Raw genomic sequence first — 26,743 nt, 5'->3', positions numbered from 1 at the left:
TCATTATGCATTGACAGGAAGCGGCAATCATTGAATAATAAAAGTAAACTATTGGTTTACTTTTATTAAGGAGGCTCCCCTTGGTTTCAAAAAGAGCACAGGGTAAAGAAATCCGCAGAAGAACGATCATTGATGCAGCAGAGCAGCTGTTTTTCTCAAAGGGACCGGCGCAGACGACAATGGATGACCTGTGTCATACAGCCCAGATCAGCAAACGCACGCTCTATGTCTACTTCAGCAGCAAAGAACAGATCTACTTTGAAATCATGATTCGGGGCTACAGACAGCTGATCGCCATGCTGGAGGAAGCCCCGCACCCGCTGCCGGTTCTTGACCGTCTGAAGCAGATGGCGTATACGATCGACCGTTTCAGCACACAGTATCCGAACTACTTCACTGCCATCTTTTCCTATGAAAACAGTTCCTCCGACTTTGAAACCGGCGTTCCCGATGCATCCAGAGAAGAATGCTATGCCCTCGGTGAACAGGTCTTTGGAAAACTGGTCGGCCTGATCGAAGAAGGGCAGGATTCAGGTGTTTTCCGGCGCGACACCGGTGCGGTGCAGACTGCACTGATCCTGTGGTCCTGCCTGTACGGCATTCTGAATACCGCTAGCGTAAAAAAGAATTACCTCGAAACGATTCATAACGTCTCAGCCCGGTCGCTGACCGACCAGGCGATTGCCTTCATCATTCGATCGATTTGCAGCGATCCCGGAGGTGCCTTTTAAATGTATCGAAACAAGGTGAAAAAAATGGTTGTCATCAGCATATCCAGCCTGCTTGCTCTCTTATTGCTTGCCTCAACCGCGCTCTTCATCGCCGGCGGCTGGCTGCAGCCGCGCCACTATCTGCAGCCATGGGATAAACAATACGCGAAGCGTTTCAGCGATCCGCGCATCCGCCTGGTGGCATACGGTCTGCTCGCCGCCAACGGCCACAACATGCAGCCGTGGATCATCAGGCTGGACCGCGGCAATGCAAATGTGTTTTACCTGTACGCCGATGCCGACCGGATGTCGCCGATGGCCGATCCGGATGCCCGCCAGATGATGGTCACCCAGGGTACTTTTCTGGAATACGTTTCTGTTGCCGGGCAGGCGCTCGGTTATCCGGCGACGATCGATCTGTTTCCGGACGGCACTTATGATGAGCAGCATCTGGCGCAGAGCATGACCGCAAAGCCTGTCGCCAAAATCACTTTGGGACGTGCGGCGGCACAAAAGAACCCACTCTTTGATGCTGTCTACATTCCCGATACAAACCGGACAGCTTACCGGCCAACGCCTTTAACCTCAGCGCAGAAAGGGGCCTTCGAAGCGCTGCAAGCAACCGATGTCAAAACCATTGTTTATGACGATCAGAAAAGCGTCAATGCTCTGGGAAAAATTGCTCTCGACAGCGCTGTTATTGAGGCGCATACTGCTCGGGTCATGAAAGAAGCCGGAGCGATTTTCAGAGCGAATGAGTACCAGAAGAATCAGACACGCCATGGATTCTCTTTCGAAGGTCAGGGCACATCCGGACTCAAACTCTACTTCATGCAGGGTCTGATCACGCTTCTTCCCTTCCTGAACAGCAGCAGTGCGGCTTCTGATCTGATGATTCAGTCGACGCGCACCGAGCTGGCGCACACCCCTGCCTACGCAATGATTTTATCCGCCAGCAACAGCCGGTCAGACCAGGTCCGGAGCGGCATGGTTTATAGCCGCCTGAACCTGACTGCTTCGCGTCTCGGCCTCGCTGTACAACCGGTCAGCCAGGCACTGGAAGAGTACCCGGAGATGCAAAAGCAATACGCAGCCATCCATGACAAATATGCACCGGACGGACAAACCATCCAGATGCTTGTCCGGGTCGGCACTCCGACTCAGAATGTGCCGCAAAGCATGCGGCGCGATGTGATGGATCTGGTCCGGAAGTAATCAAAAGAGGCACATGATTCACACTGATGAATCGAGTGTTTTTTTTATCCAGCTTAGCGTTGCCGGACAACTTATTCGGGATGCCGGCTAAGGATTTGCTTCAGCTGCCTGATCCTCCTCAATGCCACATCGCATTTGAGGTGATTGATGAACTCGACAGTGCGTGTACTTATATCGACGTTCACAACGTTGTCCAGATTAATGAGAAAACATTTATGGCAGCGAAAGAGCTCGGGATACTCGCGCTCAATCTCCGCCAGGTTGCCATTAAACTGACTCTGAGCATGAACAGCATGGGCAATCAGCCGATGCGGCGCGGCGGAAGTTTCCACGAACAGCAACTCATCCATCGGAATGCGGCGAACAAGATTACCCATATGGTAAGAAAAGAACGTACCCAGCTTTTTCCCCGCCTCATTCGTCCGCTGCCAGACAAGGCGCAGATCCTCTTCAAGCTGCTTCTTCACTGAATGGAAGCCCTGATCCTTTAGAATATAATCAAACGGTTCCACTTTTCTTTTAAACGTCAGAAAAGCCATTTCCGAGTGTGTGGTCACAAAAATGATTTTGGCCGTGACATCAAGTGTTCGTATCATCACCGCGAGATCAAGACCACTAACAAGCTGTCCCGCAAACTCAATATCAAGCAAATAAAGGCCGCCCTGTTCCCTGTTCTTCCTGACGGCGGTGACGATCTCCGCAGGATCACCGGTTTTTTCGACGACGCGTGCATCGTATTCAAAGATCATGATCTGATTGTTTACGATCTGCGCATATACATTCAATTGTTGCTGATTATCTTCGCATAGGTAAATATGAAGCACAACACTCAGCGACCTTCAGCCCGAGATGGCTACAGTGATTTTGAACAGCGCCGGATCCTTTTCGGCTTCCAGAAACATATCCGGATGATGATCGATGATTTGCTTGACCGTATAGAGACCGATACCTGAATTATCTTTCTTCGTTGTATAGCCGCGCTGAAAAATCCTGTTGATCTCGATTTCTCCGTCCCGTCGATAACTATTGGCGATCGATAATTCCACGTCGTCTTTCTTTGCGATGATTGCGACCCGAATTATTGGCTTATCAGACTGCATGCTGGCTTCGATGGCGTTATCGAGCAGGATGCCGAGGATCCGGACCATTTCGTAATCTTTTTCCGGGAATGACGGGGTCCCGGTCACCTCGAGTGATACGGCAGCACCTGAATCGTTCGCTTTAACAATTTTCGCAAGCAGAATCCCTTTCACTGCTTTATCCGAGACGGCCGTCAGCGCTTTATAATATTCAGGAATTTGGTTAAGTTCCCTGTTGCTGCTGATCTTCAGCTCATTGAAATAGCGCTGCAGCCCATCAAGATCCTTTTCCTCGATGTACATCTCCATCGACAGCAGCAGATTCTGATAGTCATGTTTAAAAGACCGGAGCAGATTGAAGTTCTCTTCCAGATCTTTTAAATAGCGTTCATAGATCCGTTTCTGCTCAATCTCCAGCCGTATATCCTGCTCTTTCCGACGCGTCCGGAAATAAAAATAGAGGATCGCAACGCTGAATACGGCTAAAAGGATGAAGAGCATGACCGTTAGCCCGAGATAGGCCACCAGCACGCCGTAGTGCTTGGCTGCCAGGTCAATAATCTGAATCAGAAGACAGGTAAGAGCGATGGCCTGAACAGCAAAGCGGGAATTCGGATCGTTCAGCAATGCTTGAAAAAAGCGGCTGCTGATCAGCCATTTAATCAGAAGCGTAATCACCGTGAAGATGAGCACAAGGGTGAGCACCCTCACCCCTAAAACAGTCCATGTATAAGTTCGAAGCGAATTCTGCGGGGTTATCTGAAATAGCCGAATGATGATACCCGCCGACAGATTGGATGCGATAACATTATTGATTACGAGCAGTACTATATTCAGAAAATAGCGCTGCCGGTCGTTTGACTTAAAGAACAGAACAAACACGCCGAGAAAAAAGATAATCCAGCCGAGCCCGTCGGAGAAGACCATCCCGAAAAGTGCAAGGAGGCAGGTAAGTATCTTTAAGAGGATTCTCTTTTCGCTCTTCGCTATTCCATACAGATAATCCTGAGCGCCAAGGATGATCAGCATATTGACCGCATCCAGGACAAACAGTTCAAAAGGGTTGATAAGCATGCATGCACCCTCTTTAAAAACGTGATAAATCTATAAGCCTGTTCCCCTATTTCTTCTCGATCATAACATACGCCTTTCCATAATGCACCAGTAGCCTATGCGTACAGATCCCGGAACAGATCGATTGTCAAGAGTCAGAGCACCAGCGTTCCGGACGGAAAATCATGCGTTCCGGACACTTTTCACTCATTTGCTCTCTTAAAGTATATTCTTGTCTTAAAGGAGGTGGGCTGTATGCTCCATCATAATAAGACAAAGCTGATATTGATTCTTGTTACCCTTTCTTTCGCGTTGGTTTTTGGCAATCCAGTCAGTGCAGCTCAAGAGCACATAGATCGCGGAAACACAATCACTATTAAAAGTAGCGGACCTGAAAGCAGCGGCAGTTCAATCTGGGAGGTATTTCTGAACTGGTGGAAACAGCATCACTAATCGTGACTGCGGATAAATCCTTAAAATCAACGTTTGCGACAGACTATGATGCGTTCCGGACATTTTTACGCAATTCACTTTCCAGAGTGTACGCTTATGGTAGAAAAGTATCCTTTTGGGCAGGTGTATGACATGAGGAAATTCTTCTATTTCATTGGCACGGTCTTACTTATAATGATGGTTTCTTTTATCATCTACGGCACGCTTTCTTCGGCTGGAAAGGAACATTTTTACACGTCCGAGCACCAGGCTGTTCACGAATTAATAAAGAACAAGCCTTATATTAAAGGAGTACTGAGTGGAACGGATTACTCAGATAGTGGAGAACGCGCCATTCCCTATTACTTTCAGCGCAAGGGAGCAAAGTACGGGTTCGGCGTCATCATTGTTGAAAAAAGGAATAACAAATACGCCGCCATGAAAGGGAGTGATGAAATCAGCACAATTGCCTTGAAATGCGGAACCAATGGTACCATAACCCTTCAAAGCCCGCACAAGCAAAAATACTATTTTGAGTTTGATTATAAGCATTATAACTACCGTATTAAAACTCAGTCCAGTAACTGGAATTTTGCTCAAGGTTTTGTTCCCGGGACACAAATCTATTATTTCATCCAGCAAAAATAGTATGCAGCAGGAAACGGCCAGGCAGACATTCCTGAATTAAGTTCATCATCGATCGGCTGGCAGACCAGGCAAAATATAAGTTTGGATGGATCATGTGCTATCCGGGCTGAAGAAGTTAACCCGTTGGCAAATCGTCAGCGAATAGCCGAAGAGTGCAATTCTCTTCCCGGTCATTAGACCGTAGATCCACTTTCTACGATCTGCATGAAAGACAGCCTCCCCCACTTTCAGCTGTCAGAAAGTAACATCAATCCACCAAAGCAACACCGGGTGGATTCTTTTTATGCAGTTCCCTATGTACAGTTACACCCATCATGCATTCCCCGATCATCATTTCATGATTTGAGAAACCGCTAACAATATACTCGATCAAATCTAGATCACTGATCACCAGCCAAACGTTGACTTCACTGTACTTTAAACCGTAAAACCGTTTTACGTTTGCTCTCCTCAACTCGCCGCGGATCCGATAAATATATTTCCCGGTGCGTTTTCGCCGTCCGCTGATAGCCGTTTTCCTCACAGTAGTGCGCCATAATATCAAAGCTGGCTGGTTCGTCATCATAGCTTCCGACATGGAGCATCTGGCAGCATAGGCCTTCATTTATCGCAAGGAATTTCGCCTGATCCAGAAACGGATTGGGCTTCTTCTTTTTCGTTTCGGAGAGAAACCGCTCGAATAATTCATCGGTCAGAAAATCAGGCTGACGGATCATCAACTGATACTTGAAATTACTTTTGACCGTCGGCGGCAAGCTCTTGTCAACCAGATCCCAGACCCCTTCAAGCGGGAATACAGTGTACTGATAATAGTCCTTGGGAACGTCTTTACTCTTATAGGACATCCTCACTGCGTAACTGAGTGAGTAAATTGCGGCAGTTGCCTGAGCAAATGCTTCACCATTGGGATCTCCACTGCCCTCAACGACGATAAAATGAATCGCGGGTACATTGAGAATGACCGGCTGCTTTTTGGGCAAGTATAAATCCTTGAAGCTCTTCTTGTAATCCACTTTATCCATTTCCAATGTCCTCCAGCGGTTGAGATAAAAGGAATCCTTTTGCTACACATCTTCCCCATTCCAAATATAAATGATGAAGTGCGTCTCTGCATAGCAGAATCAGGAACAAATGTTCATCTTTCATGTAAACAAACGTTTAAGTAAATTCCAGCGTGGCATACCGGGATTTGCTTATCAATCACAGGCATCTGGCTCCTCTCGTTTGGCAGCAGCGTAAAGTTGGCGAGAGGATTAAGGAGCATATTGAAAGAACGACTGTACAAGATCAGTATCCAGTTTTGACTTCTTCACAGCAAGGAATAATGCTACAGTCAGATTACTTTGCTGACAGACAAGTCACTTCCTCTGAAAATATTGGTTATTTTGTTCTCCCAAAATACTTTGCTACATATCGTTCTCGTTCGGACAATGGTATTTTTAAATTTAATGTGAATCATTTAGTAGAAAAGGGCATAATCAGTTACTTTTATCCTGTATTTCAAACACCATGTGACAACATTGATGTGTTCACAACAATTTTAAATACAAGAAAGAAACATGAAGTAGCAATTTTGGCTGAAGGAACTGGTCAAAAAGTTTTGTCACTGAAGAAGCTTAAATCGCTGCAAGTCAACGATAAAGACAACGTGTTTATCTATTTTTTTAAAACTTTCGCGGCGGACCAGGCCATCCACTTTCTGTGTGAATGTGACGATGATTTCGGATCTCTTGGATTTCAGCCTTTGCCTCAGGACATTCTTATTTGCTGTTTCGTCAACGACACCGTTCTTACCATTTTCGCCGGAGTCTGGGTCATATGCCTTGTATTCATCAACGGTCTGATTTGTCAGCGCAATCCGATCAACGAGAAAAATGACCTTAGCGACATTGGGCAGGCGTGACGCCAGCCAGGCCGCTTTAAAGGAACTGATCGTCTTCCCGGAGCCGGTCGTATGCCAGATATAGCAGACTTCTTTGGCATCCATACCAAATTGATGCCTGCGCAACTCCGCCAATATTTTCAAGATGCTTGATCAACCTATTTTCAAAAACAAGCTCGTTATGTTCGACTGACATTTTTTCTCTCCGCGATCAATATTGGAATCGTGTTTACCCTCTTTCTTCATTGTATATGATAGATACTGCATTGGCACCATTAAATTTGATCCAATTTTGATATACAAATAAGCCGCGTGACGGCGTATCCTGTTTTGAGCAGCAGCATCTATGCTAAGATGAACTAAGTACTTAATCAGGAGCAGATAGCGTTGATCCATCCATCAAAAGCGGCACTCTACCGCGACTTCTTCAATCATCGGCCGACCGAAGAGATCGCCCGGGCGATTCTGGGAAAACAGCTTGTCTATCACAGTCCACAGGGGATCATGAGTGGTTATATCGTTGAAACCGAGGCTTATCTTGGGGAGCGGGATTCGACGGCCCACGCCTATCAGGGCCGGCGAACACCTGCGAATGAAGCGCTGTACGGACCGCCGGGAACCATTTACATTTTTACGCTGCGCGGCTACATGATGCTGAATGTGATCACTCAGAATCCGAACACACCGCAGGGGATCCTGATCCGCGCCGCCGAGCCGGATTGCGGCCGTGAAATCATGGAAAGAAACCGGGGAATAACCGGCTTTGGACTGACAAGCGGTCCGGGCCGACTAACACAGGCGTTCGGTATTCTGGACAAGTCGCTGAATCTGAAACCGATGGGCACGGCTCCCCTGTTTATCGAACTGGAAGGCGGCCGTGAGCCCGAACATATCGTCGCCTCTCCCCGAATCGGTGTCAGTCGGCGTGGCAACAGCACCTATGACCCCTATCGTTTTTTTGTCGGAGGCAATCCCTATGTCTCCGGCATGAAGAAACGCGATATGAACCTGAAAACGTATGGATGGCGGAACATCTGATGGCCCATGCCATGGAGAAGAACACATTGGAGAAATTCCATGAAAAAATCGATCAGGATTGGTAATCAAAATTCGCATAATAGACCTTCAATATGTTTAAAACGGTGATCAAAGCATATTGAGGTAATATAATTGAAATGAGTAAACGTCAGGGAGATGAAGTGATGGCAACGGATTTGAAAATGAAAAATAAATTCGTTTTGGATACACAGGCTGTTGATAAAATTATCAACATGACTCCCATCAATCTACCAGAATCCAAGGCGATTGTCGTTAAGGATCTCCCTGAATCTGAGCAGCAAGCATTACCACAGCCAGTCATGGAGGGCAGTTTCACTGTCCGTATTCTCCGAAGCCTGCCATTCAAACAAAGCCTTTGAAGTCGCGTTCAGCCACTTTAGTGCCAGTTGCTGCAGCAGGTCCTCTTTATTTTTGTAGAGGATGACTCAGCTCTCCTTCTGATAAAATACAAGTGTACGAATACGCTGAAGAGGGGTGGAGCGCCGATGATTTTCTGGCTCATTGTTGCTGACGAAGCAGGTTTCTGGCTGTTCATTCAGCTCGGGTTAGCCACCAGGTACATTTTCAAAAAAGAAAAGCTCAGTTTATTCTTTCTTGCCTGCACACCGGTGCTGGATCTGATTTTACTCATCGCCACCTTTGTCGACCTGAGAAATGGCGGCGCGGCTGGTCTCGCTCATGTTCTTGCCGCTGTGTATCTCGGCGTCAGTGTGGCATTCGGCGCGCAAATTATCAAATGGGCCGACGGACAATTTGCGTATCGCTTCGCAGGAGGCACGAAACCCAGGAAGAAGAATAACTTTGGCAAAGAACGGGCAAAGCGGGAACGTCAGGGCTGGTACCGTCATTTGTTTGCCTGGGCCATCGGTTCAGGACTCATGCTGATGATCCATTATTTTGCCGGCCATCCACAAAACACAGAAATGTTCTTATGGCGTGCCCTCCAATGGGCCTTTATTGTGGCCATCGATTTCATTTACAGTTTCAGCTATACCTTGTTTCCCAAGAAGGAACCCCGGGGCTAAATGCCCTGAGAAAGACAAAAACGAGGCATCTCTCTGAGATGCCCCGTTTTTGTCTGTTATATTTCAAATTATTACTTGGTGAACGTCCGGTCGATCTGATCATATTCTTCTTTGGAGAGGCTGACATCGAGCGATTTCACAAGGCCCGGTACCTGGGCGGCATTGCGGGCGCCCGGAATCACTGCCGTCAGGCCAGGGTTCGCCAGATACCATGCGAGCACAATCTGAAGCACGTCAACATGGTGCTGCCGTGCGATCGGGCGGATCGTATCCACAGCTGCCACCGTGTTCTGGAACGCTTTGCCTGTGAATTTCTCATTTTTACTGCGCGGATCATCCTCGGCAAATGTCATATCCTTGGTGTACTTGCCGGTAAGCAGACCCGACTCAAGCGGGAAGTACGGAACAAAAGAAATATCCGCATCCTTCAGGTAGGGAAAAAGCCTTGCTTCTTCATCACGATGAATCAGGCTGTAGTAGTTTTCAACGACGTCGACATAACCGTCTTTATTGGCTTCCTTAACCTGTTCAGGCGTGAAGTTGGAGATACCGATGGCCCGTATCTTCCCCGCTTCCCGCAGTTTCTGAAGCGCGCCGACCGCTTCACTCTTAGGCGTTTTTTCATCAGGAAAATGGATATAAAAAATATCGATATAATCCGTCTTCAGCCGCCGGAGTGCCTCGTCCACCGATTTCTTCAGAAATTCAGGATCATTATTCAGCACCGCTTCCCCGCTGGAAAAGTCCTGTGCTGCTTTATCGGCGATAATGACCTGATCTCTTGGAAAATCAGCAATCACTTCACCGATCAATTCCTCAGAGCGGCCCTTGCCGTACATAAAAGCTGTGTCCAGCAATTGAATGCCTGATTCAAGTGCGGCGCGGACGATTTCCAGGCCGTCCTGCTCCGACAGACCGGCAAACAAATTGTGGCCGCCGACTTTATTCGTTCCAAGTCCAAGGGGAGCTGTTTCAACCTGACTCTTTCCGATTTTTACTTGATTCATCAAATGACCTCCCGCAAAAAATTTTTCCGTCACCAATGTACCATAGCTGCCGGTGAAAAACTGGTTTCACGCTTGATGCAGCAATCACGGTCAGAAAATAGATAGCAAGCTTGGATCAATTCACCGGTCAAACGGGCTTTTTAACAAGATCAGATGCCCTGACCGACTTTCTATTTGTCAGATAAACTCCGAAAATAACCACAAGGCCGCCGATAATCTGAAAGAGATTAATCCCGCTTCCCAGTATAATACTGATGATTGCTGTAAACACGGTGATCAAGTTCATGAAGATGCCCGCATGGCTTGCCCCCACCACTGGTACGGCGGCATTCCAGAATACCAGCGAACAAACAGAGGGGAAAATTGCCAGATAAAGAATTCCATAGGTTGCTGCAGGGGTAAAGGACCAGCTGAAGCCAGACATCGCAAAAAAAGGCAGCATCAGCAGCAGGCTGAAAGTGACGGTAACGGCCGTTGCTCCGATCGGCGGCAGATGCTTCAGGCGTTTACTGAGCAGTGTGTAAAAGGTCCATGAAATGATCACGACAAGCATGAGCAAATCGCCGGAATTATATTTAATGGAAAAAATCTTCAGCAGATCCCCATGGGTGAGCACCAGCAGTACGCCGGTCAGTGAAACGGCCAGGCCCAGAACATTCATCTTACTCAGTCTTTCTTTTAATAGCCAGGCAGCAAAAATGGCAATCATTGCCGGATTGACCGAATTGATTAACGCTGCATTTAACGGCGTCGTAAAATAAAGTGCTTCGTATAATAAGATATTGTAACCAATGATGCCCAGAATAGAGAGAAGAAGCAGAATCCTCCATTCCTTCCATATGACCTTCCAGTCAGGTTTCTCAATGATTTGTGAGAGCGGAAAAAGGATCACGGCAGCAATAAACCAGCGTAAGAAATTAATCTGGACAGGCTCCATCGTATTAATAACATACTTACCGAAAATATAATTACCAGCCCAGAAAAGGTTAGCAAGAATAAGAAGAGCGACCGCCGTTGATCGTCTCAAAACACTTACCTCCAATATTTTTTCATCAAGAAATTAATTTTCTTTGATACACCTGTTTATTGAACACTTAAGCTTTCCTTTTGTCAAAACATTGATCTGTTTTGCAGCGCAAACTGATCTTGTCGCAGCAGACATTTTTCGTAAAAAAAAAGAAGAGTGCTTTTTTGATGCACCCTTCGCTACTGTAAATGAATTAAATATTATTTTTATTCAACCGTAACCGATTTTGCCAAATTTCTTGGTTTATCCACGTCGCATTCATTCTGCAGTGCCGCGTAATAGGCAATCAGCTGCAGCGGAATCGCGCAAACAAGTGGTGTAAAGGCTTTATGCACTTTAGGAAGTACAATCTGGTCTCCCGGCTGCGCGGTAATACCCTCCATACTGATGATGCAGGTATGGGCGCCGCGGGCCGAGACCTCTTCGACATTGTTACGGATGCTGTTGTTGACATTTTTCTGCGTGGCAAACGCGAGTACCGGTGTGCCGTCTTCGATCAGCGCAATCGTGCCGTGCTTAAGTTCACCGCCGGCAAACCCTTCCGCCTGGATATAGGACACTTCCTTGAGCTTCAGTGCTGCTTCCTGGCAGACGTAATAGTCGAGTCCGCGTCCGATATAGAAGGCGTTGCGTGTGATTGACAGATAGTCACGGGCAATTTTCTTTAACTGTGCTTTGTCGTCGACCATCTGTTCCATGCCCTGAGCGGCAATGCTGAGTTCATGAACCGGATCAAAGTCCAGTTTGATGCCCTTTTTCTGAGCAACGGTGATCGCAACGAATGCAAGTACGGCCATCTGAGCCGTATAAGCTTTCGTCGATGCAACGGCAATCTCGGGTCCTGCATAGAGCAGCATCTTGTAATCTGCTTCCCGGTACAGAGTGGAACCTTCGACATTGGTCATCGTCAGGGTCGGATAGCCGAGCTTCTTCACTTTTACCAGAACAGCGCGGCTGTCCGCCGTCTCACCACTCTGAGACAGGAAGAAGAACAGCGGTTTCTTGGACAGGAGCGGCATGTTGTAGGAGAATTCACTGGAAATATGCACTTCTGTCGGAATTCCGGCGATCTTTTCAATCAACTGCTGGCCGACCAGTCCGGCATGGTAGCTTGTGCCGCAGGCAATGATGTACAGGCGGTCACAATCGGCTACCGCTTTAACGATGGCCGGATCAACAGTAATCATACCGTCACTGCCGCGATACTTCTGCAGCAGTCTGCGGATCACGGCCGGCTGCTCATCGATTTCCTTAAGCATATAGGTCGGATAGGCACCCTTTTTCGTATCTCCGGCATCAAACGAAACGGTATAAGGTTTCCGTTCCCTGACATTGCCGTCAAGATCTTTGATCGTATAACTGTCGCGCGTCAATTCGACAATTTCTTCATCCAGCAATTCGACATAGTGACGAGTCTGATCAATCATCGCCGTCGCATCACTGGCAACTACGTTGAAACCGTCACCGATCCCGATCAGGAGCGGGCTTTTGTTCTTCGCAACATAGATCATATCCGGATTTTCAGCATCAAGCAGCGCAATCGCATACGATCCTTCGACCAGTTTCAGTGTCTTGCGCAGCGCCGCTTCGACATCCAGCCCGTCTTTGACAAAGCGCTCAATCACCTGAACGACAACTTCCGTGTCGGTGTCACTCTTCATGGCCACGTCCGGAACGTAGGTTGCTTTCAGCTGACTGAAATTTTCAATGACCCCGTTATGAACGATTGTGAACCGTCCTGACGCACTCTGATGCGGATGGGCATTGCGTTTGCTTGGTTCGCCATGCGTCGCCCAGCGTGTGTGCCCGATCCCGAGTGTCGACTTCACCGCAGGATCAACGCTCTTACGGAGAACATCAATCCGTCCTTTTTCCTTAAAAACGTGAACGCCCTCGCTGTTAACCAGCGCAATACCCGCTGAGTCATAGCCACGATACTCAAGATTGCTTAACCCGTTCAGTAAAATGTCACGTGCATCCTCATTGCCGATATAGCCTACAATACCACACATTGGAATTCCTCCCTGTGAGGCAAGAGAGCCGTCGGGACAAGTTCTTGCCCCACTTGTTTTTAGTTGCCCGCTGTCCGGTTTCTGTCCGGAAAGTTGCCTCCCCGTTTTGTACGCGGACTTACGGTTGCAGGTGATCCGAGAGGTATCCGCCGAATCTTTCGATGAACCTCTTCCTCGTCAACTATTCCCGTCTTTCTCCGTCATCCGGAATAGTCCAGGCGCTTCATATTCAGTTAGTCTGCCCTCTTTTCTCTATTTGAGTAAAGGTACCGGTTTCTGATTTCGCTCAATTTTACTTTAGAATCCTCTGTCCTGTCAATCTGATTCTCTCATAAAATCATTTATATGCAACGCAGGCCTGACCTGTGAAAAAAAGAACATGAGTCCACAGGAGAAACCTCTCCTCAATGTATACCTATCGTTTCTTATTCCTGAATCTGTCCGCCGACCTCTTTAACCACGGTCTGTGCAATCCGATCCACATAATTTTCACACGCTTCATCCGTCGGCGCTTCAGCCATTACCCGGATCAGCGCTTCCGTACCCGACGGGCGGACCAGAATACGGCCATCCCCGGCCATTTCGTCTTCAGCCTGTTTGATTGCTTCGGCTACGGCTGGATGATCGGTAACATGAAATTTATCGGCAACACGGATATTAACCAGTTTCTGCGGATAAGTCTTCACACCCGCGGCAAGTTCCGATAATTTCTTTCCCGTCGCTTTCATGATGCTGACCAGCTGCAGTGCCGTCAGCATACCGTCGCCAGTCGTTGCATGATCCAGAAAAATGATGTGTCCGGATTGTTCGCCGCCGAGAGAATAGCCCCCGGCACGCATCTCTTCCATGACATAACGGTCGCCGACGGTCGTCTGCTTCGTCTCAATCTGGGCTGCTTTCAGCGCCTTATAGAGACCGAGATTGCTCATCACCGTCGTCACCAGTGTGTTTTTATTCAGCAAGCCCTTGGATTTCATATAAGTGGCGCAAATATACATGATTTTGTCGCCGTCAATAATATGACCCTGTTCATCAACAGCGATCAGACGGTCGCCGTCACCATCAAAAGCCAGGCCGCAGTCCGCACCTTTTTCCAGGACGAATGCTGCCAGAGCTTCCGGATGGGTCGATCCGACATCATCATTGATGTTTTTCCCATTCGGCGAGGTGCCGATTGTGGCAATATCTGCTTCAAGATCTGCAAAAAGATGCGGTGCAAGCGCACTCGTCGACCCATTGGCACAATCCAGTGCAATGCTGAGTGAAGAAAAATCGTCGTCCTGAATCGTCTGTTTCAGATACTGAAGATATTTCTGGCTGCCTTCAAAATAGTCGCTTGATGTGCCGAGATCACTGCCGACAGGCCGCGGCAGATGATCCTCATCCTTGGCCAGCAGGGCTTCAATATTATCCTCAGCTTCATCACTGAGTTTAAAGCCGTCGCTGCCGATAAACTTAATCCCGTTATCGGAGAAAGGATTATGTGACGCAGAAATCATAATTCCTGCACTGGCATCCATCGCTTTTGTCAGATAGGCGACGCCCGGTGTCGAAATGACGCCAAGACGCATGATTTCAACACCGATAGACAGTAAGCCCGCATTCAGCGCATCCTCCAGCATATTTCCCGATATCCGTGTGTCGCGTCCGACGAGTACCTTCGGATGCTCTGTCATCCGGGTCAGGACATAGCCGCCGGCCCGGCCCAGCCTGAAGGCCAGCTCCGGAGTCAGTCCACTGTTGGCGATTCCTCTGACGCCATCGGTACCAAAATACTTTGCCATTTCTTCTCGCTCCTATCTTTCCACTCATCAAAGCTCGCCGTTTTATTGTAAACTGAGACATTATATCTGTCAAAACGACAATACCGCGCTTTTGTAAAGTCTGGTGTCATGTATCTGATCAGCTGATTGTCACGTCCAGTGATCCCGGCGATGCTGAAGCATCCAGGCCATTCGGAACCGATAGGGCAATGGATCGTTTGTAATTTCCGGTTCCGAGTCCCGTCAGGTTAACCTGCGCCGATATATCACTCCTGCTCAGATGATTTAGATCCGCAGTCTTGCCTGTGATCAGGACGCTCACCCGGCCGCCGTTACCCAGCTTAGCCGTTTCTCCATTATTCAGACCTTTGACAGATACAGGTACATTATTAAACGTTTTTGAAGACACACCGGACGTCGATCCTGACACTGCCGATGAGCTGCTCTCGGAACTGCTGGAACTACTGCTGCTGCTCCCGCCGGAATGATCCGGCACGATGTGAACCGTTACGGAGACCTTTGCCGGCGATATCTGCGTCGCTCCCGCCGGAAGTGGAACAGCTACGTGGAACGTCTTATCCTTTTTCAATCCGCCCACCGGCACCGTTACCGGGATCGAATCGGGGATGCCGCCGAGCATGTTGTTGCCCTGTGCAGAAATCGTGACATTAGGATCGGAGACATCAACCGACTTGACCGTATAGCCGCTGGCAGGTGATCCTGACGTCAGCGCCTGTACGGCGACCTGTTTTGACGCTTTGGCAATTGGGACAACCACATCGACAGACTGCGGGTTGATGGTCAGGTTCTGCTGATTTCCCCGGCTGTCGTAGGCATGCAACGTGATCATCCGGTCGACGGTTGCGTCCGCCCCCTTGATATCAATCACACCTTTGATAAACGCCACTGAATCAATTGCATCTTTCCCTCCGGTGACCGTTATCGTTGATGGATTAATTTCCGGCTTTCCTACAGTATAGCCCTTGCTTACGGATTGTTTATTCAAAATGTCAATTGCCACAGGGAATTCTTTGCTTGTCTTCTCCTGAAGCGTTACCTGAACCGTCTGCGGTACAGATTTAATCTTCAGTCCGCTAGGGAAACCCGCGGTCTGAACACGGACGTCATAGGTTCCCGGTTGCATTCCATTCAAATCAATATAGGCGCTTTTCGAAGCCATCAGCCGGGCTTTTAGAATGACATTATTCGACCCGGTCATCCGGATGCTGACCGTCTTCGGCGCTCCGCCGACGATGTATTTATCGGCATTATATTTCACGTTCAGTTTTTCTGTGATTGTCGCCTGCTGCGACGGATTGACGACGATGCTCGATGGGCTCGGAGAAGGCTCCTGCCCTGCCGAAACAATGGTATAGAGCATCAGTGCGGTCAGAAACGAGATGATCTTCACCAGCCAGTTCTTATGTAGCAGCTTATCCATTGCGCTTACCTCTCCAGTTCCATCGTAACGAAGACGCCGCACTCTCCGGTTCCTTCAGCTCATGCTGCAGCATGCCTGTCAGATGTTCCACTGACACATCGCGGAACAGTTCGCCATTTTTCGTCACCGTGATGCCCCCTGTTTCCTCGGACACAACAACGGTCAGTGCATCAGTCACTTCACTCACGCCCATTGCCGCCCTGTGCCGCGTACCCAGTTCCTTCGAGATAAACGGGCTTTCCGACAGCGGCAGATAGCAGGCCGCAGCAGCAATCTCATTGCCACGAATCACAACGGCGCCATCATGAAGCGGTGTATTAGGGATAAAAATATTCACGAGCAACTGGAACGTCAGATGCCCGTTGATCGGAATGCCGGTTTCAACGTAATCATTCAAACCGGTTTTCCGTTCAATCGACATCAGCGCACCGATACGCCGCTTGGACATATACACTGAGGCTTTCACGATGGCATCGACAATCTGCTTATGCTCTTCTTCGACCACCGCACCTCTCGAAAAGATCCGGCCGCGTCCCAGCTGTTCCAGCACACGGCGCAATTCCGGCTGAAAGATTACAATGATTGCAAAAAGACCATATGTAATCAGGTTATTCAGGATCCATTCCAGTGTCTTTAACTGGAACAGACTGCTGAGAAACCAGACAGCAACGATCAGCAAAATCCCTTTGGCCAGCTGCACCGCTTTTGTTCCGCGGATGATCAGGATGACTTTATATATAAGATAAGTAACAATCAGAATATCAATAATATCCGTTAAGTAGTTCAGAACGTTGAAATGTGCCCAGACAGGCATCGCTTTCATCCTCCAAATCAGCTGCCCGCTTGCCGGCCTCCAGCAGTTGATTCTATCTGAAAAAACAGTTTGTCCGGGATTTCAGAACGACGCGAACGGGGGTCACCCCCCTCCGGTCCGTAATCTTTCCGTCAGTACCCGGACATGTGTTTCAATTCATTCATCTTAATCCCAGAAGACTGGGTATTGCATTTAAAGATTGCCCTAAAATAAATTCTAACATACTGCTCGGCATGCGCCAAAAGACCGTCTTCATTTAGATAGCTCAGATGTCCGCAGGCAGGCAACGATCAATTCCTGCTTCCCGTCTGATTAACGAGAATATAACTGTCTTCCCCATGTCTCTTCGGCATACTGTTCTGACGCCCTGCGGCGACAAACAGGAGCGACATCGGGACGACACAGATCGCCGCAGTGGCAATCACCGGATGGCGGGCTGTCCATTCTCTGAGCACATGCTGCTTTTCAGCAGGAAGCTGTTCGAGGACATTTTTCGTAAAATCGGCGGATAATTGTGGGTGCGCCAGATGATTTAATATTTCTGTCGAACGTTTTAATTCCTTAAAGTGCCGGTCGCAGCTGTCGCATGTCGCCAGATGTGCAAACAATTCATTACGTTCTTTCACGGTCGCATCACCGTCGAGTACTTTATTCATCAGAGATGCATAGCGTTTATTCAGGCATGTCATTTCTTCCACCCCTTGATTCTTTCATGTTTTTGCGCAGCATTTCCCGCCCGCGGTGTACCCGGGTCTTTACTGTGCCCACCGGAAGTCTCATGATCTCGCTGATCTCCTTCAGACTGAGATCCTCCACATATTTTAGAATCACTGCAGAGCGATATTTGTCCGGCAGTGCCCCGATCTCCTTCTGGATCCACTGTTCTGTCTCGGCCATGACGATCTGTTCATCGGGCGGCACGGTGTTTCCAGGAAGAAGCGTATTCAGCGCCAGCCCCTCCGTTCCGGGTATCTCCGCATCAAGCGAGACACTCGGCTTCTTGCGGCGTAGAGAATCTATGGACAGATTGGTTGCAATCCGAAAGAGCCATGTAGAGAACTTACGGTCGCTGTCAAATTTGGAAATATTATTGTACGCCCGAATAAAAGCCTCCTGAGAAAGATCCTCAGCCTCTTCGCGGTTGCCCACCATTCTCAGACAGATGGAGCAAACACTGTTTTTATAGCGATCGACAAGATCTGCGAACGCCTGATGGTCGCCCTTTTTGACTTTTTTGATCAGTCGTTTTTCTTTCTGATCCATAACATTCCTCTTCTGTTGCAATAATTTATACGGCAAAAGCAAGGATCGAGTTTCAAACAGCCGGGAAACCGGTGAAACGACGGTAAAAAGGCTCTGCATCACCCTGAGAGAAGATGTGCCGACTGTTGCTGCGGAATTCTCATTACAAATGGCGGAGCATGACGAGCTTTCCTATGATTCAATGTTTGTTTGTGATAAAAACAGGGTATGGATACATGACCGGTCACACCTGTCTCTTCGGTCAATCATAAAATTCGGAGGTGGTTTCATGAACAAGCAACAACTTATCGAAAAAATTGAATATGTCAGACGACAACTTGTCCTTGCTGCAGAACATGAATCACTGTCTTCCAACCGAATGCAGCGAATCAGCCGGTGTCTGGACAGTCTTCTGAACAAGTATGAGCGAATGGTCGGAAGATCGTGGAAGCCGACAAATCGGTCCGTTCTTTAAAGATATAAAAATTATACCATAAACTGCTCGTCCGGCTGAATCACGGATCATATTAACCGGCAAACGAACGGCATAAAGGCGGGACGCGTCATTGCGTCCCGCCTTTATGCCGTCTGCAGCTGATCATATAGTGGAGCCTAGGAGGATCGAACTCCTGACCTCCTGCGTGCAAAGCAGGCGCTCTCCCAGCTGAGCTAAGGCCCCATAGTGGAGCGGAAGACGGGATTCGAACCCGCGACCCCCACCATGGCAAGGTGATGTTCTACCACTGAACTACTTCCGCACAGAAAAATATCTCACCGGCAGCATAAGAAAACCGCACAGTGAATATTTTCCGGGATGAAACAGAAAAAAATAATGCGGATGAGAGGACTTGAACCTCCACGCCCGGTAAAGGGCACTAGAACCTGAATCTAGCGCGTCTGCCAATTCCGCCACACCCGCATATGGTGGGCTATGAAGGCCTCGAACCTTCGACCCTCTGATTAAGAGTCAGATGCTCTGCCAACTGAGCTAATAGCCCACATTTAAAAAATAATAATTATTGGTGGAGGGAGAAGGTTTCGAACCTTCGAACCCTAAGGGAGCGGATTTACAGTCCGCCGCGTTTAGCCTCTTCGCTATCCCTCCATAACGGCGAAGCATTGACGGCGCCAACCGGAGGCTTCGAACCCCCAACCTGCTGACTGAATCAGCTGCTCTGCCTGTTGAGCTAGGTCGGCTTATGGTGGAGGATATAGGGCTCGAACCTATGACCCTCTGCTTGTAAGGCAGACGCTCTCCCAGCTGAGCTAATCCTCCGCAGTGACCCGTGCGGGATTTGAACCCACGAACCCACCGTGAAAGGGTGGTGTCTTAACCACTTGACGAACGGGCCATTTTCATGTTCGTCGCAATCGACGCTTTTTATTATATACAGAATGGACAGGCTTGTAAAGGGCTGATTAAAAACCTTTATTTTCTGATAATTATTTCCCCTTTGCCGGACAATCATTCATCCCAACAAATCGCTGCCGGATCGATCCATCATCGCCTGTCCCCCGGCACCTGAAAAGCGGGAACCCCCGTTTCGGATTCCCGCTTTTCAGTCAACTCTCAGGGAAAAGTTCTTTCTGCTCGGCCATCTTATTCATTCTTCCCCGGATCGCCTGTCCCCAGCGGCTGTTCGGTTTCATCAACTGGTAAGCCGCTGCGCCGACACCGATCGACGCAATCAGAGACATCATGCCTGTTCTTTTCCTCATCGGATCTGTTCACCACCATCATCAGATCTGCTCACACCGAAGCGTGAACGATATTATCATGCCCGCTCCGGTTTCAAACAATCAATGTCAGCCACTGGTAATTATTTTTAACGGGTACTTTGCCCAGATATTCCTCAAGTGTCATTCCTCTGCCGGCAATCGTACGTGCTGCCTTCACACCGACGTAACGGATATGCCACGCCTCATATTCATACCCTGTTACCTGTTCTTTTCCTTCAGGATAACGAACGATAAAGCCAAAATCGCGCGCATGTCGCGCAAGCCACCGGGCTTCGGGTGTCGTATTGAATGCTGTTGAGGCTGCATAAGCCCCGCTGATTCCGGATACATCAATAGCGAGTCCGGTCTCATGTTCGCTTGTCCCAGGAAGGGCACTGTACTTCAGGGCCTGTTTCTTACCATCAATATCGGAATAATAATCAAAAAGACGCGTCTGCATCTTAAATGAGCGATAGGCTGAAACACCGGCCAGCGGAACATGATCCTTCTTGGCGGCATCGAACATCCTTTTCAGTGCCGAAGCTGCGACCCGCTGCATTTTATCCTTTTCCGATTTCCCGCCGTCGATGAAACGAACATCGGCAGTAACAAGGTGTCTCGGCACATAATGGTCCGGCAGTTTAAAAAATTTATTGACAAGAACCAGTGTGCTGTCCGGATTGGCAACGGTGTGGATACTTTTCCGGTTCATTGACGATACAGTCGGGACGGTTACTTTTTTACTTTGCGTCTTATGAAGCGGCTGTGACAATGAGTGCGACCGGCTGTCCTGTTTTGCAGGCGTCTGGAACGAACACCCGGCCAATGCGACAAAAATCAACAACATGACGATCAAGTACCCGCTGAATCGAAACTTCATAACGATATTCATACCCTCTTACTTTATTTGACTAACTCTTATTATTTCAAAAAACGATAAAAAAAGACATAAAAAAAGATGGTTTTTATGCCATCTCCATCCATTTCAATCAATTTTTATCGCAAATCAGCCAAAGAACAATTTAACATTAATAATAATCGAAATCGCAAGAATGAAATTGGTAACAAGCAATTTTCGGTTCAGACGTACTGCAATCTGATCCGCCGTGTCCTGACTTCCGGTTTCTTCACTGTCCATGTCAAACCGACGATGCTCTCTCAGTTCCATTCTTCTCTTCCTCCTGCAGGATTAGATTTTATCAATGAAAACTTTCTTCGTGTCGAAGTCCGTTGTCCTTTTCATTTCCTTCATGATTTTATTTTAATCTGAAAATGTTGAGACACCGTTATCATCATTTTAGGTTTATGTAAAGAACATCTGCCTCTTCCCATTCATCTTCTCCACTCGGCAGGAAACTTATTCACAAACAGTTCCGTCCTGCAGAAGTGTATCTTTTGAAAATCCAGCCGTTAAACAGCAAAAGGGGCACGCCGCGGTTTCTCGGGTGCCCCTTTACAGACATAAACAGGTTCTGTCTTATTTAACGATCAGTACAGGGATTTTTGAGCGCTGGACAACACCATGGCTGACGCTTCCCAGAAATTCCTTGACACCGCTTAGTCCGCGACTGCCGATAATGATCAGATCGTAGCCGCCGGATTCGGCAAATTCCAGAATAGTGCGGACCGGCTGGCCTTCTTCAACAAAGGTGTGCGTTGAATTCGGAATCTTATCCAGCCATTCATTGGTTTTGGCAACAACTTCATTTCCATATCTGAATGTGGATTCGCGGACTTCACGATAGACGTCTCCGACAATGAACTGGTTGGTCGGTACCGTGACCACATTGAGCACGTCCAGAACCGTCCGCTCATCCAGCTCTGCCAGTTCAATCGCCTTCCGGAGCGCCTTTTTGGACAGGTCTGAATCATCATAGGAAATCAAAATTTTTGAAAACAGCATCACCAGTCGCCTCACTTTGCTCGATCGGATCTTCAGACTTGCTGCCGGCCGGCATACAAGTTTCTGCAGAAATCCGCGATGCAGGATAAAAAATGACTTCGAAGGTCGCCGACATCACAGAAAAATCGACATCAGCATCAATACTTCATTAAATTTATTTTATCGCAGAGCCGGCAATTATGAAAGCCTTACCATTGGCTGGAAAAGGATTTTTGCGTCAAAAATATGACTTTTTTTGGCTGAAAGCCCATTCGTCACTTGTTTTTGACGAAAGTCACTTACCTTTTATTAATATCTGCGTTATATTAATAAAGCAACTAAAAAACGTTGAAGATATTAATTGGTAACGTTTTCATTGATTTTGTTAAGCCGGTCTTTCGCGGCCAACATTTTTAATAGCGATCAGATCACCTGAATCCGTTTAAAAATCGAGGTTTTGTTTTTATGAAGAAAGGGTACGTATTTATCGCCTTTTCGGCACTATTTTTCAGTACTATGGAAATTGCCATCAAACTTGTGGCTTCTGAGTTCAATCCGCTTCAATTGAATTTCCTGCGCTTTCTGATTGGTTCAATCATGCTCGCACCACTTGCGATCCGCCATTTGAAGGGCAGCGGATTCAGCATCAACAGAAGCAACCTGCTCTACTTCCTGTTCTCAGGGTTTATGTGTGTGGTTGTCAGCATGACCTTCTTCCAGCTGGCGATTGTCTATGCCAGGGCGTCCATCGTAGCTATTCTCTTCAGCTGCAATGCCGTCTTCGTCATTCCATTCGCGCATTTCTTCCTGAAGGAGAAGCTGACGAAACTGTCACTGATCTCGCTGGTTGTAAGCCTCGCCGGTATGATGTTTATTGTTAATCCGGAGAATCTGACCAATGTGACAGGAATCGCCCTTTCACTGATTGCGGCAATCACTTTTGCTCTCTATGGCATTGTCGGCCGCAAGGGGAGCCTGAAATTCGGTTATGACGGGATTACGCAGAGCAGCTTCAGTTTCCTGACAGGCAGTCTCGAGCTGCTGGTTCTGATCCTGATCACGAAGATCGGTCCGGTTGCCGTCTGGCTAAAGAGCGTCGGACTGGGAACATTCAGCAATGTGCCGATTCTTCAGGGTATTTCATGGGGCACATTGCCGATCCTCATTTATCTGGGCGTATTTGTTACCGGACTTGGTTTCAGCTTCTATTTTCTTGCGATGGAGGAGACGTCCGCGTCAACCGCGTCGATGGTCTTCTTCATTAAACCGGCACTTGCTCCGGTCTTTGCCCTGTTCATTCTCGGCGAAGCCATCACTCCGAATGTGCTGTGGGGCATTGCCCTGATTCTGGCAGGTTCAACTGTCGAGTTTCTGTCCGACAATCATGAAGCTAAGCTTGAAGCCCGACAGAAAGTGGCTGAGCGTACTGCTCTTCACAGTGGCGTACACGTCACAAGATAAGCCAAACACAAGCTGAAAAATTTACAGAAGAGCATACCGGAGACGGGTGCTCTTTTTTCATGCAAAAAAATAACCGATTAAAAAGAGGCTTCAATTACAGCCTCAATGGGGGAGATCCATGAGTTCATGGTATGATTGTATCAGATAAGGTGCCTGATGCCATCGTACCTGAGCTTGAAGCACCACTACGCCTTAAGTCTGATTTTGATCCTAACAAAGTGTAACCGGAATTATTATTGATGAAAGAAGCAGCGATTGTAAAATGAAACTTGTCGTCCCAAAGCAGCACGGTGCATGGGCTATGCTAATTGTCCCTTACTGGCTGGAAGCCGCAGCATCCGGCATATCCTGGATGCACATCGTCGTATTCCTTACCTGGACAGCGATGTATCTTTCTGTCTATACAGGAATTAGTGCCTGGAAATTTAAACGTCATCGGAGAAGAAGGTCACTTTTTGCCAGCTTTTCCCTGTACACCGGTATTTGTGCGGTTCTGGCGATCTGGACGGTGATCCTCTATCCGGCCATTCTACTGGTCGGACTGGCTATATCTCCTTTATTCCTGATCTCGATATATTATGTGAAGACGAAAAACGAACGCAGTCTGGTCAATGATCTCGCCGCTGTCTGCATCTTTTCGATTGGCGGTCTCGCCGCAACGATCGTCGGTCAGGGGCAGATTGACAGGACGGCTCTGCTGATTGCCTTCATTTCTGTCCTCTTTTTCATGGGGGCTGCCCTGCACGTCAAGATGATGATCCGTGAACGACAGAATACCTTCTTTCATTATTACTCATGGCTGTTTCACGCACTGGCCGTCGTCGCCTTTATCATTGCCGGGTATCCGCTCGTCGGCGTTGCCTTTCTGCCCGGGCTGGTGCGCACCATTGCCGCCTATCGAAAGCCATTAAAAATTCTTCAGATCGGCATCATTGAAATCATCAATGCGCTCTGTTTTTTCGCGATCATGCTCCTTTCCGTGCACATTTACTTCTAGTATCCGTATGAATGATCTAATTTCTTCCGGGTAAAAAAATGTCCTCATTCTTCGCTGTGTCAGAATGAAGACATTTTTTATTTTGCAGACGAGGAACTATTAGAAATCAAAATGATCAGGATTCGGACCTGTGCGATGATCCTGATTTAACGCATAAATAGCCGCCATATCCTCGTCTGACAAGAAAGGGCAAGCAAACGATCGCTTTCCTGGAGAAATGTTTCGCCGATTTCTTAGCGTACGTGGATCAATTCAAAGGCCATAAAGAAGAGCAGCACGTACAGGAAGGGTCTTATTGGTTGACTCCGCTCCGGAAGAACACGAAGGCGGGAATACACGGTATGCTGCGCAGATGATCGGCAGTGGAGATGATTTCGATGAGTTGAAGAAATACTATCAGCAGGTGACCCCCCGCTCAGCGTCAAACATGATTTAAATCACCGCTCGGAGATCCCATTTAAAAGAGATCTCTGTGAATACCCGGAATACGAAGGGGCAAAGACCTATGACTTCACGACGGTCCATGACGGTACCCTATGACACTGCTCTGTGGAAAATTCTCCGGAAACAGGTGACGGATCGTGCCAACAAGATTGACGTCTGGTTTCGTTCACCGGCACGTCATCTCATCCAGAACAGCCGGACCAAGACAATTAGCGGGGTTCAAATCGAAAGGGAAAACGTATTGCGCAACATTCGGGCGAAAAATGGTGCCATGGTCGGTACGAATGCCGACTTTTCCTATAACCTGATTCTTTTGCAGTATATCAAGAAACATTTTGCCGGCGATGCAGACATTGACGTCTGCGAGATCAAAGATATTCCGGCCTTTAATGAAGATTTATCGGTCATTGATCAGGATCGTGTTCAGGAGCTGGCACATAAGATCGAAGCGTCAGACGGCGTGATTATCGGCTGTCCGGAATGTGATCATTCAATCCCTGCCGTGTTAAAAAGCACCATTGAATGGCTATCCTAATCCTGGAGTCCCCCGATGTCACGGCCAATTTATTGCGTGGCAACGAATTTTTGCTCGGTAATGTTCAGTAGGCCTTTGACGACAAAGGGCGATTAAAAGGACAAAAGGAAATCCAGCTGCTGGAAAAATGCTTTTCTAATTTTTCAAAGTATGCGCGGACATTTAAGGAATTACAGACAAAAGGCGCGGCGCATTGACCGTTTAAAATGATCTGCCCGCGGAAGCAATCTGCTGGCAGCACGCCGGGTGCGGAAAGACGAAAATGGCAATATCCGTGCAGAGCGGAACAGCGCTTCAATTAAAGACTTACATTTTCGGGAAATGGTCTGCTTCAATCAAAACCAGTGCGATGGCATATGAGGCGGATCATTTCTTCTTTCTGTCTGAAAACATAGCACTTCCATGGTAAGGAAGGGGGCGACCGCTCATATGCTTCATCTATAACATGCATCAAGGTCAGCAATAATCTAAAGATCTTGATGCATCGACGCTTTGTACAAAAGCTTCCAACTAGATTTGAACCAGCGACCAGCTCAATCTTGAGCCCTGCAGCCCTGATCATTGTATCTTTTCATCGAATCCGGGTATAATAAAGACAAAGGGAACGTAAAATAAAACCGCCAGCGCGTGAACACTGACGGAATGGCAATATCCGCACAGAGCGGAACAGCGCTTCACAGTCGAATAGTTTTTACCCGATCCGCTTCAGCCAGTGCGATGGCATATGAAGCGGATCATTTCTTTTTTCTGTCTGACAGCATGAGTACCAGCACACTGAAAGAAATCATCAGTGTTAAGGCTTGAAATACTGTCATTGGCGCCACCCCCAATCTATAAGGGTGTCGCTGTCCGCTCATATGCTTCATCTATCGCCTTTGTTGATTATAGCATCTGGCGGCTCAGATTTGAGCCCGTTAACGAACGCAATTTTGCGTTGAATTCAGTCCCCTTAATATAAGGCGTGCTCAATTTCGAACAGATGGTTTGTGCCCAGGACTGCCCATCAGCTACTTGAAACCAAATCGAGTAGGAGGAAATCTTCGATTTCCGACCTCTCACACCACCGTACGTACGGATCCGTATACGGCGGTTCAACAACTTAAGCACTCTGAATATGCTGGAGTGTCTTGGAAAGATTAACCAGTCCAAGATGCTCCAGCTTTTCATTCGTCAGGGTGTAACAGAGCGTCTTGCTATGCGCCGTCCGCCAGTACCCTTTACGGGTGTTGGCGAAAGTGAAGGCTTGTGCTTCCGGCATCCCTAACTTCCGGAGTTTTCTGAAACGGGTCCTTATTT

At 47.9% G+C, this 26,743-nt stretch carries 27 protein-coding genes, 7 tRNA genes and 1 pseudogene; 11 read left to right on the top strand and 24 right to left on the bottom strand.

The genetic code is table 11. From position 1 onward, the window contains the following. Nucleotides 1-80: 80 nt before the first annotated feature. A complete protein-coding gene (locus D889_RS0109120; protein WP_010631763.1) occupies nucleotides 81-731 on the top strand; it encodes a TetR/AcrR family transcriptional regulator in 651 nt (216 codons plus the stop codon). Next, nucleotides 732-1,925 (top strand): Acg family FMN-binding oxidoreductase, encoded by a 1,194-nt coding sequence (locus D889_RS0109115; protein WP_010631762.1) that lies wholly within the window; start codon nucleotides 732-734, stop codon nucleotides 1,923-1,925. It abuts the gene before it with no gap. A 71-nt stretch (nucleotides 1,926-1,996) separates the two neighbouring features. Here the strand turns inward: D889_RS0109115 and D889_RS0109110 are convergent, their stop codons facing one another. Both D889_RS0109110 and D889_RS0109105 read right to left on the bottom strand, forming a co-directional pair. Beyond that, nucleotides 1,997-2,749, bottom strand: a complete 753-nt coding sequence (locus D889_RS0109110) for a response regulator transcription factor (RefSeq protein WP_026039073.1) — start codon at nucleotides 2,747-2,749, stop codon at nucleotides 1,997-1,999. A gap of 15 nt (nucleotides 2,750-2,764) precedes the next feature. Continuing rightward, nucleotides 2,765-4,078, bottom strand: coding sequence for a sensor histidine kinase (locus D889_RS0109105; protein ID WP_010631760.1), 1,314 nt, complete (start codon nucleotides 4,076-4,078; stop codon nucleotides 2,765-2,767). A 528-nt stretch (nucleotides 4,079-4,606) separates the two neighbouring features. Between D889_RS0109105 and D889_RS0109095 the strand changes: the two genes are divergently transcribed. After that, nucleotides 4,607-5,137, top strand: a complete 531-nt coding sequence (locus D889_RS0109095; RefSeq protein WP_010631758.1) for a hypothetical protein — start codon at nucleotides 4,607-4,609, stop codon at nucleotides 5,135-5,137. A gap of 407 nt (nucleotides 5,138-5,544) precedes the next feature. Here the strand turns inward: D889_RS0109095 and D889_RS0109090 are convergent, their stop codons facing one another. Together D889_RS0109090 and D889_RS0109085 are read right to left on the bottom strand one after the other, a co-directional pair. Continuing rightward, nucleotides 5,545-6,159 carry a GyrI-like domain-containing protein gene (locus D889_RS0109090; RefSeq protein WP_010631757.1) on the bottom strand — a complete coding sequence of 205 codons (615 nt, stop codon included), beginning with the start codon at nucleotides 6,157-6,159 and terminating at the stop codon, nucleotides 5,545-5,547. Between the two features lie 581 nt (nucleotides 6,160-6,740). Beyond that, a complete protein-coding gene (locus D889_RS0109085; protein ID WP_238537636.1) occupies nucleotides 6,741-7,163 on the bottom strand; it encodes a DEAD/DEAH box helicase family protein in 423 nt (140 codons plus the stop codon). 243 nt (nucleotides 7,164-7,406) lie between these two features. Here D889_RS0109085 and D889_RS0109075 point away from each other — a divergent pair, with 243 nt between their 5' ends. From D889_RS0109075 to D889_RS0109065, 3 genes are all read left to right on the top strand, one after another. Next, entirely contained in the window at nucleotides 7,407-8,057 is a 651-nt protein-coding gene (locus tag D889_RS0109075) for a DNA-3-methyladenine glycosylase (protein ID WP_010631755.1), read from the top strand. A 164-nt stretch (nucleotides 8,058-8,221) separates the two neighbouring features. After that, entirely contained in the window at nucleotides 8,222-8,437 is a 216-nt protein-coding gene (locus tag D889_RS0109070) for a hypothetical protein (protein ID WP_010631754.1), read from the top strand. A 126-nt stretch (nucleotides 8,438-8,563) separates the two neighbouring features. Then, nucleotides 8,564-9,103: a 2TM domain-containing protein gene (locus D889_RS0109065; RefSeq protein WP_010631753.1), complete on the top strand. Its 540-nt coding sequence runs from the start codon at nucleotides 8,564-8,566 to the stop codon at nucleotides 9,101-9,103. A gap of 71 nt (nucleotides 9,104-9,174) precedes the next feature. Here the strand turns inward: D889_RS0109065 and D889_RS0109060 are convergent, their stop codons facing one another. The 8 genes from D889_RS0109060 to sigW all read right to left on the bottom strand — a co-directional run bounded on the left by D889_RS0109060 (nucleotide 9,175) and on the right by sigW (nucleotide 18,430). Next, the gene (locus tag D889_RS0109060; protein ID WP_010631752.1) at nucleotides 9,175-10,110 is read right to left on the bottom strand and encodes an aldo/keto reductase; all 936 of its coding nucleotides are present in this window, start codon (nucleotides 10,108-10,110) and stop codon (nucleotides 9,175-9,177) included. Nucleotides 10,111-10,237: 127 nt separating this feature from the next. After that, on the bottom strand, nucleotides 10,238-11,137 hold the full coding sequence (locus D889_RS0109055; RefSeq protein WP_010631751.1) for a DMT family transporter: 900 nt from the start codon (nucleotides 11,135-11,137) through the stop codon (nucleotides 10,238-10,240). Between the two features lie 206 nt (nucleotides 11,138-11,343). Next, nucleotides 11,344-13,149: a glutamine--fructose-6-phosphate transaminase (isomerizing) gene (gene glmS / locus D889_RS0109050; protein ID WP_010631750.1), complete on the bottom strand. Its 1,806-nt coding sequence runs from the start codon at nucleotides 13,147-13,149 to the stop codon at nucleotides 11,344-11,346. 425 nt (nucleotides 13,150-13,574) lie between these two features. Then, complete coding sequence (glmM, locus tag D889_RS0109045) at nucleotides 13,575-14,933, bottom strand: phosphoglucosamine mutase (RefSeq protein ID WP_010631749.1); 1,359 nt, start codon at nucleotides 14,931-14,933, stop codon at nucleotides 13,575-13,577. A gap of 118 nt (nucleotides 14,934-15,051) precedes the next feature. After that, nucleotides 15,052-16,353 (bottom strand): CdaR family protein, encoded by a 1,302-nt coding sequence (locus tag D889_RS0109040; protein WP_010631748.1) that lies wholly within the window; start codon nucleotides 16,351-16,353, stop codon nucleotides 15,052-15,054. Then, the gene (cdaA, locus tag D889_RS0109035; protein WP_010631747.1) at nucleotides 16,346-17,167 is read right to left on the bottom strand and encodes a diadenylate cyclase CdaA; all 822 of its coding nucleotides are present in this window, start codon (nucleotides 17,165-17,167) and stop codon (nucleotides 16,346-16,348) included. Before cdaA ends, D889_RS0109040 begins: the two co-directional genes overlap by 8 nt. Before the next feature lie 290 nt (nucleotides 17,168-17,457). Beyond that, nucleotides 17,458-17,856 carry an anti-sigma factor family protein gene (locus D889_RS0109030; protein WP_010631746.1) on the bottom strand — a complete coding sequence of 133 codons (399 nt, stop codon included), beginning with the start codon at nucleotides 17,854-17,856 and terminating at the stop codon, nucleotides 17,458-17,460. Further along, nucleotides 17,840-18,430 (bottom strand): RNA polymerase sigma factor SigW, encoded by a 591-nt coding sequence (sigW, locus tag D889_RS0109025; RefSeq protein ID WP_010631745.1) that lies wholly within the window; start codon nucleotides 18,428-18,430, stop codon nucleotides 17,840-17,842. Before sigW ends, D889_RS0109030 begins: the two co-directional genes overlap by 17 nt. 268 nt (nucleotides 18,431-18,698) lie before the next feature. On the opposite strand from sigW, the gene D889_RS0109020 reads away from it, so the two are divergent. After that, entirely contained in the window at nucleotides 18,699-18,884 is a 186-nt protein-coding gene (locus tag D889_RS0109020; protein ID WP_010631744.1) for an aspartyl-phosphate phosphatase Spo0E family protein, read from the top strand. Nucleotides 18,885-19,015: 131 nt separating this feature from the next. Here the strand turns inward: D889_RS0109020 and D889_RS0109015 are convergent. From D889_RS0109015 to D889_RS0108960, 11 genes are all read right to left on the bottom strand, one after another. Beyond that, nucleotides 19,016-19,088, bottom strand: a tRNA-Ala gene (locus D889_RS0109015). Between the two features lie 4 nt (nucleotides 19,089-19,092). Then, nucleotides 19,093-19,167: transfer RNA gene (locus tag D889_RS0109010), tRNA-Gly, on the bottom strand. Between the two features lie 75 nt (nucleotides 19,168-19,242). Beyond that, nucleotides 19,243-19,328 (bottom strand) — tRNA-Leu (locus tag D889_RS0109005). Nucleotides 19,329-19,331: 3 nt separating this feature from the next. Beyond that, nucleotides 19,332-19,407 (bottom strand) — tRNA-Lys (locus tag D889_RS0109000). Between the two features lie 22 nt (nucleotides 19,408-19,429). Further along, a tRNA-Tyr gene (locus D889_RS0108995) sits at nucleotides 19,430-19,514 on the bottom strand. Between the two features lie 95 nt (nucleotides 19,515-19,609). Further along, nucleotides 19,610-19,685: transfer RNA gene (locus D889_RS0108985), tRNA-Val, on the bottom strand. A 4-nt stretch (nucleotides 19,686-19,689) separates the two neighbouring features. Further along, nucleotides 19,690-19,761 (bottom strand) — tRNA-Glu (locus D889_RS0108980). Between the two features lie 211 nt (nucleotides 19,762-19,972). After that, nucleotides 19,973-20,128, bottom strand: a complete 156-nt coding sequence (locus D889_RS15625) for a hypothetical protein (protein ID WP_154649988.1) — start codon at nucleotides 20,126-20,128, stop codon at nucleotides 19,973-19,975. 73 nt (nucleotides 20,129-20,201) lie between these two features. Then, nucleotides 20,202-21,008, bottom strand: coding sequence for a M15 family metallopeptidase (locus D889_RS0108970; protein ID WP_018962290.1), 807 nt, complete (start codon nucleotides 21,006-21,008; stop codon nucleotides 20,202-20,204). A gap of 126 nt (nucleotides 21,009-21,134) precedes the next feature. Next, on the bottom strand, nucleotides 21,135-21,296 hold the full coding sequence (locus D889_RS15620; RefSeq protein ID WP_018962289.1) for a hypothetical protein: 162 nt from the start codon (nucleotides 21,294-21,296) through the stop codon (nucleotides 21,135-21,137). A 309-nt stretch (nucleotides 21,297-21,605) separates the two neighbouring features. Next, complete coding sequence (locus tag D889_RS0108960; RefSeq protein WP_010631742.1) at nucleotides 21,606-22,031, bottom strand: universal stress protein; 426 nt, start codon at nucleotides 22,029-22,031, stop codon at nucleotides 21,606-21,608. A 444-nt stretch (nucleotides 22,032-22,475) separates the two neighbouring features. On the opposite strand from D889_RS0108960, the gene D889_RS0108955 reads away from it, so the two are divergent. The 4 genes from D889_RS0108955 (at nucleotide 22,476) to D889_RS0108940 (ending at nucleotide 25,447) form a co-directional block, all read left to right on the top strand. Continuing rightward, on the top strand, nucleotides 22,476-23,471 hold the full coding sequence (locus tag D889_RS0108955) for a DMT family transporter (protein ID WP_010631740.1): 996 nt from the start codon (nucleotides 22,476-22,478) through the stop codon (nucleotides 23,469-23,471). 262 nt (nucleotides 23,472-23,733) lie between these two features. Then, complete coding sequence (locus D889_RS0108950; RefSeq protein ID WP_010631739.1) at nucleotides 23,734-24,468, top strand: YwiC-like family protein; 735 nt, start codon at nucleotides 23,734-23,736, stop codon at nucleotides 24,466-24,468. A 295-nt stretch (nucleotides 24,469-24,763) separates the two neighbouring features. Then, on the top strand, nucleotides 24,764-24,904 hold the full coding sequence (locus tag D889_RS15735) for a hypothetical protein (protein ID WP_010631738.1): 141 nt from the start codon (nucleotides 24,764-24,766) through the stop codon (nucleotides 24,902-24,904). A gap of 69 nt (nucleotides 24,905-24,973) precedes the next feature. After that, on the top strand, nucleotides 24,974-25,447 hold the full coding sequence (locus D889_RS0108940) for an NADPH-dependent FMN reductase (protein ID WP_010631737.1): 474 nt from the start codon (nucleotides 24,974-24,976) through the stop codon (nucleotides 25,445-25,447). A gap of 1,099 nt (nucleotides 25,448-26,546) precedes the next feature. On the opposite strand, the pseudogene D889_RS14930 reads toward D889_RS0108940, so the two are convergent. Then, nucleotides 26,547-26,743: pseudogene (locus D889_RS14930) on the bottom strand (group II intron reverse transcriptase/maturase); the annotation flags it as partial.

The sequence above is a fragment of the Sporolactobacillus vineae DSM 21990 = SL153 genome, from assembly GCF_000377985.1.
GTDB classification, from domain to species: domain Bacteria; phylum Bacillota; class Bacilli; order Bacillales; family Sporolactobacillaceae; genus Sporolactobacillus; species Sporolactobacillus vineae.
Note: the sequence above shows the minus strand (reverse complement) of the source record. Positions and strands in the feature narration are given on the sequence as shown.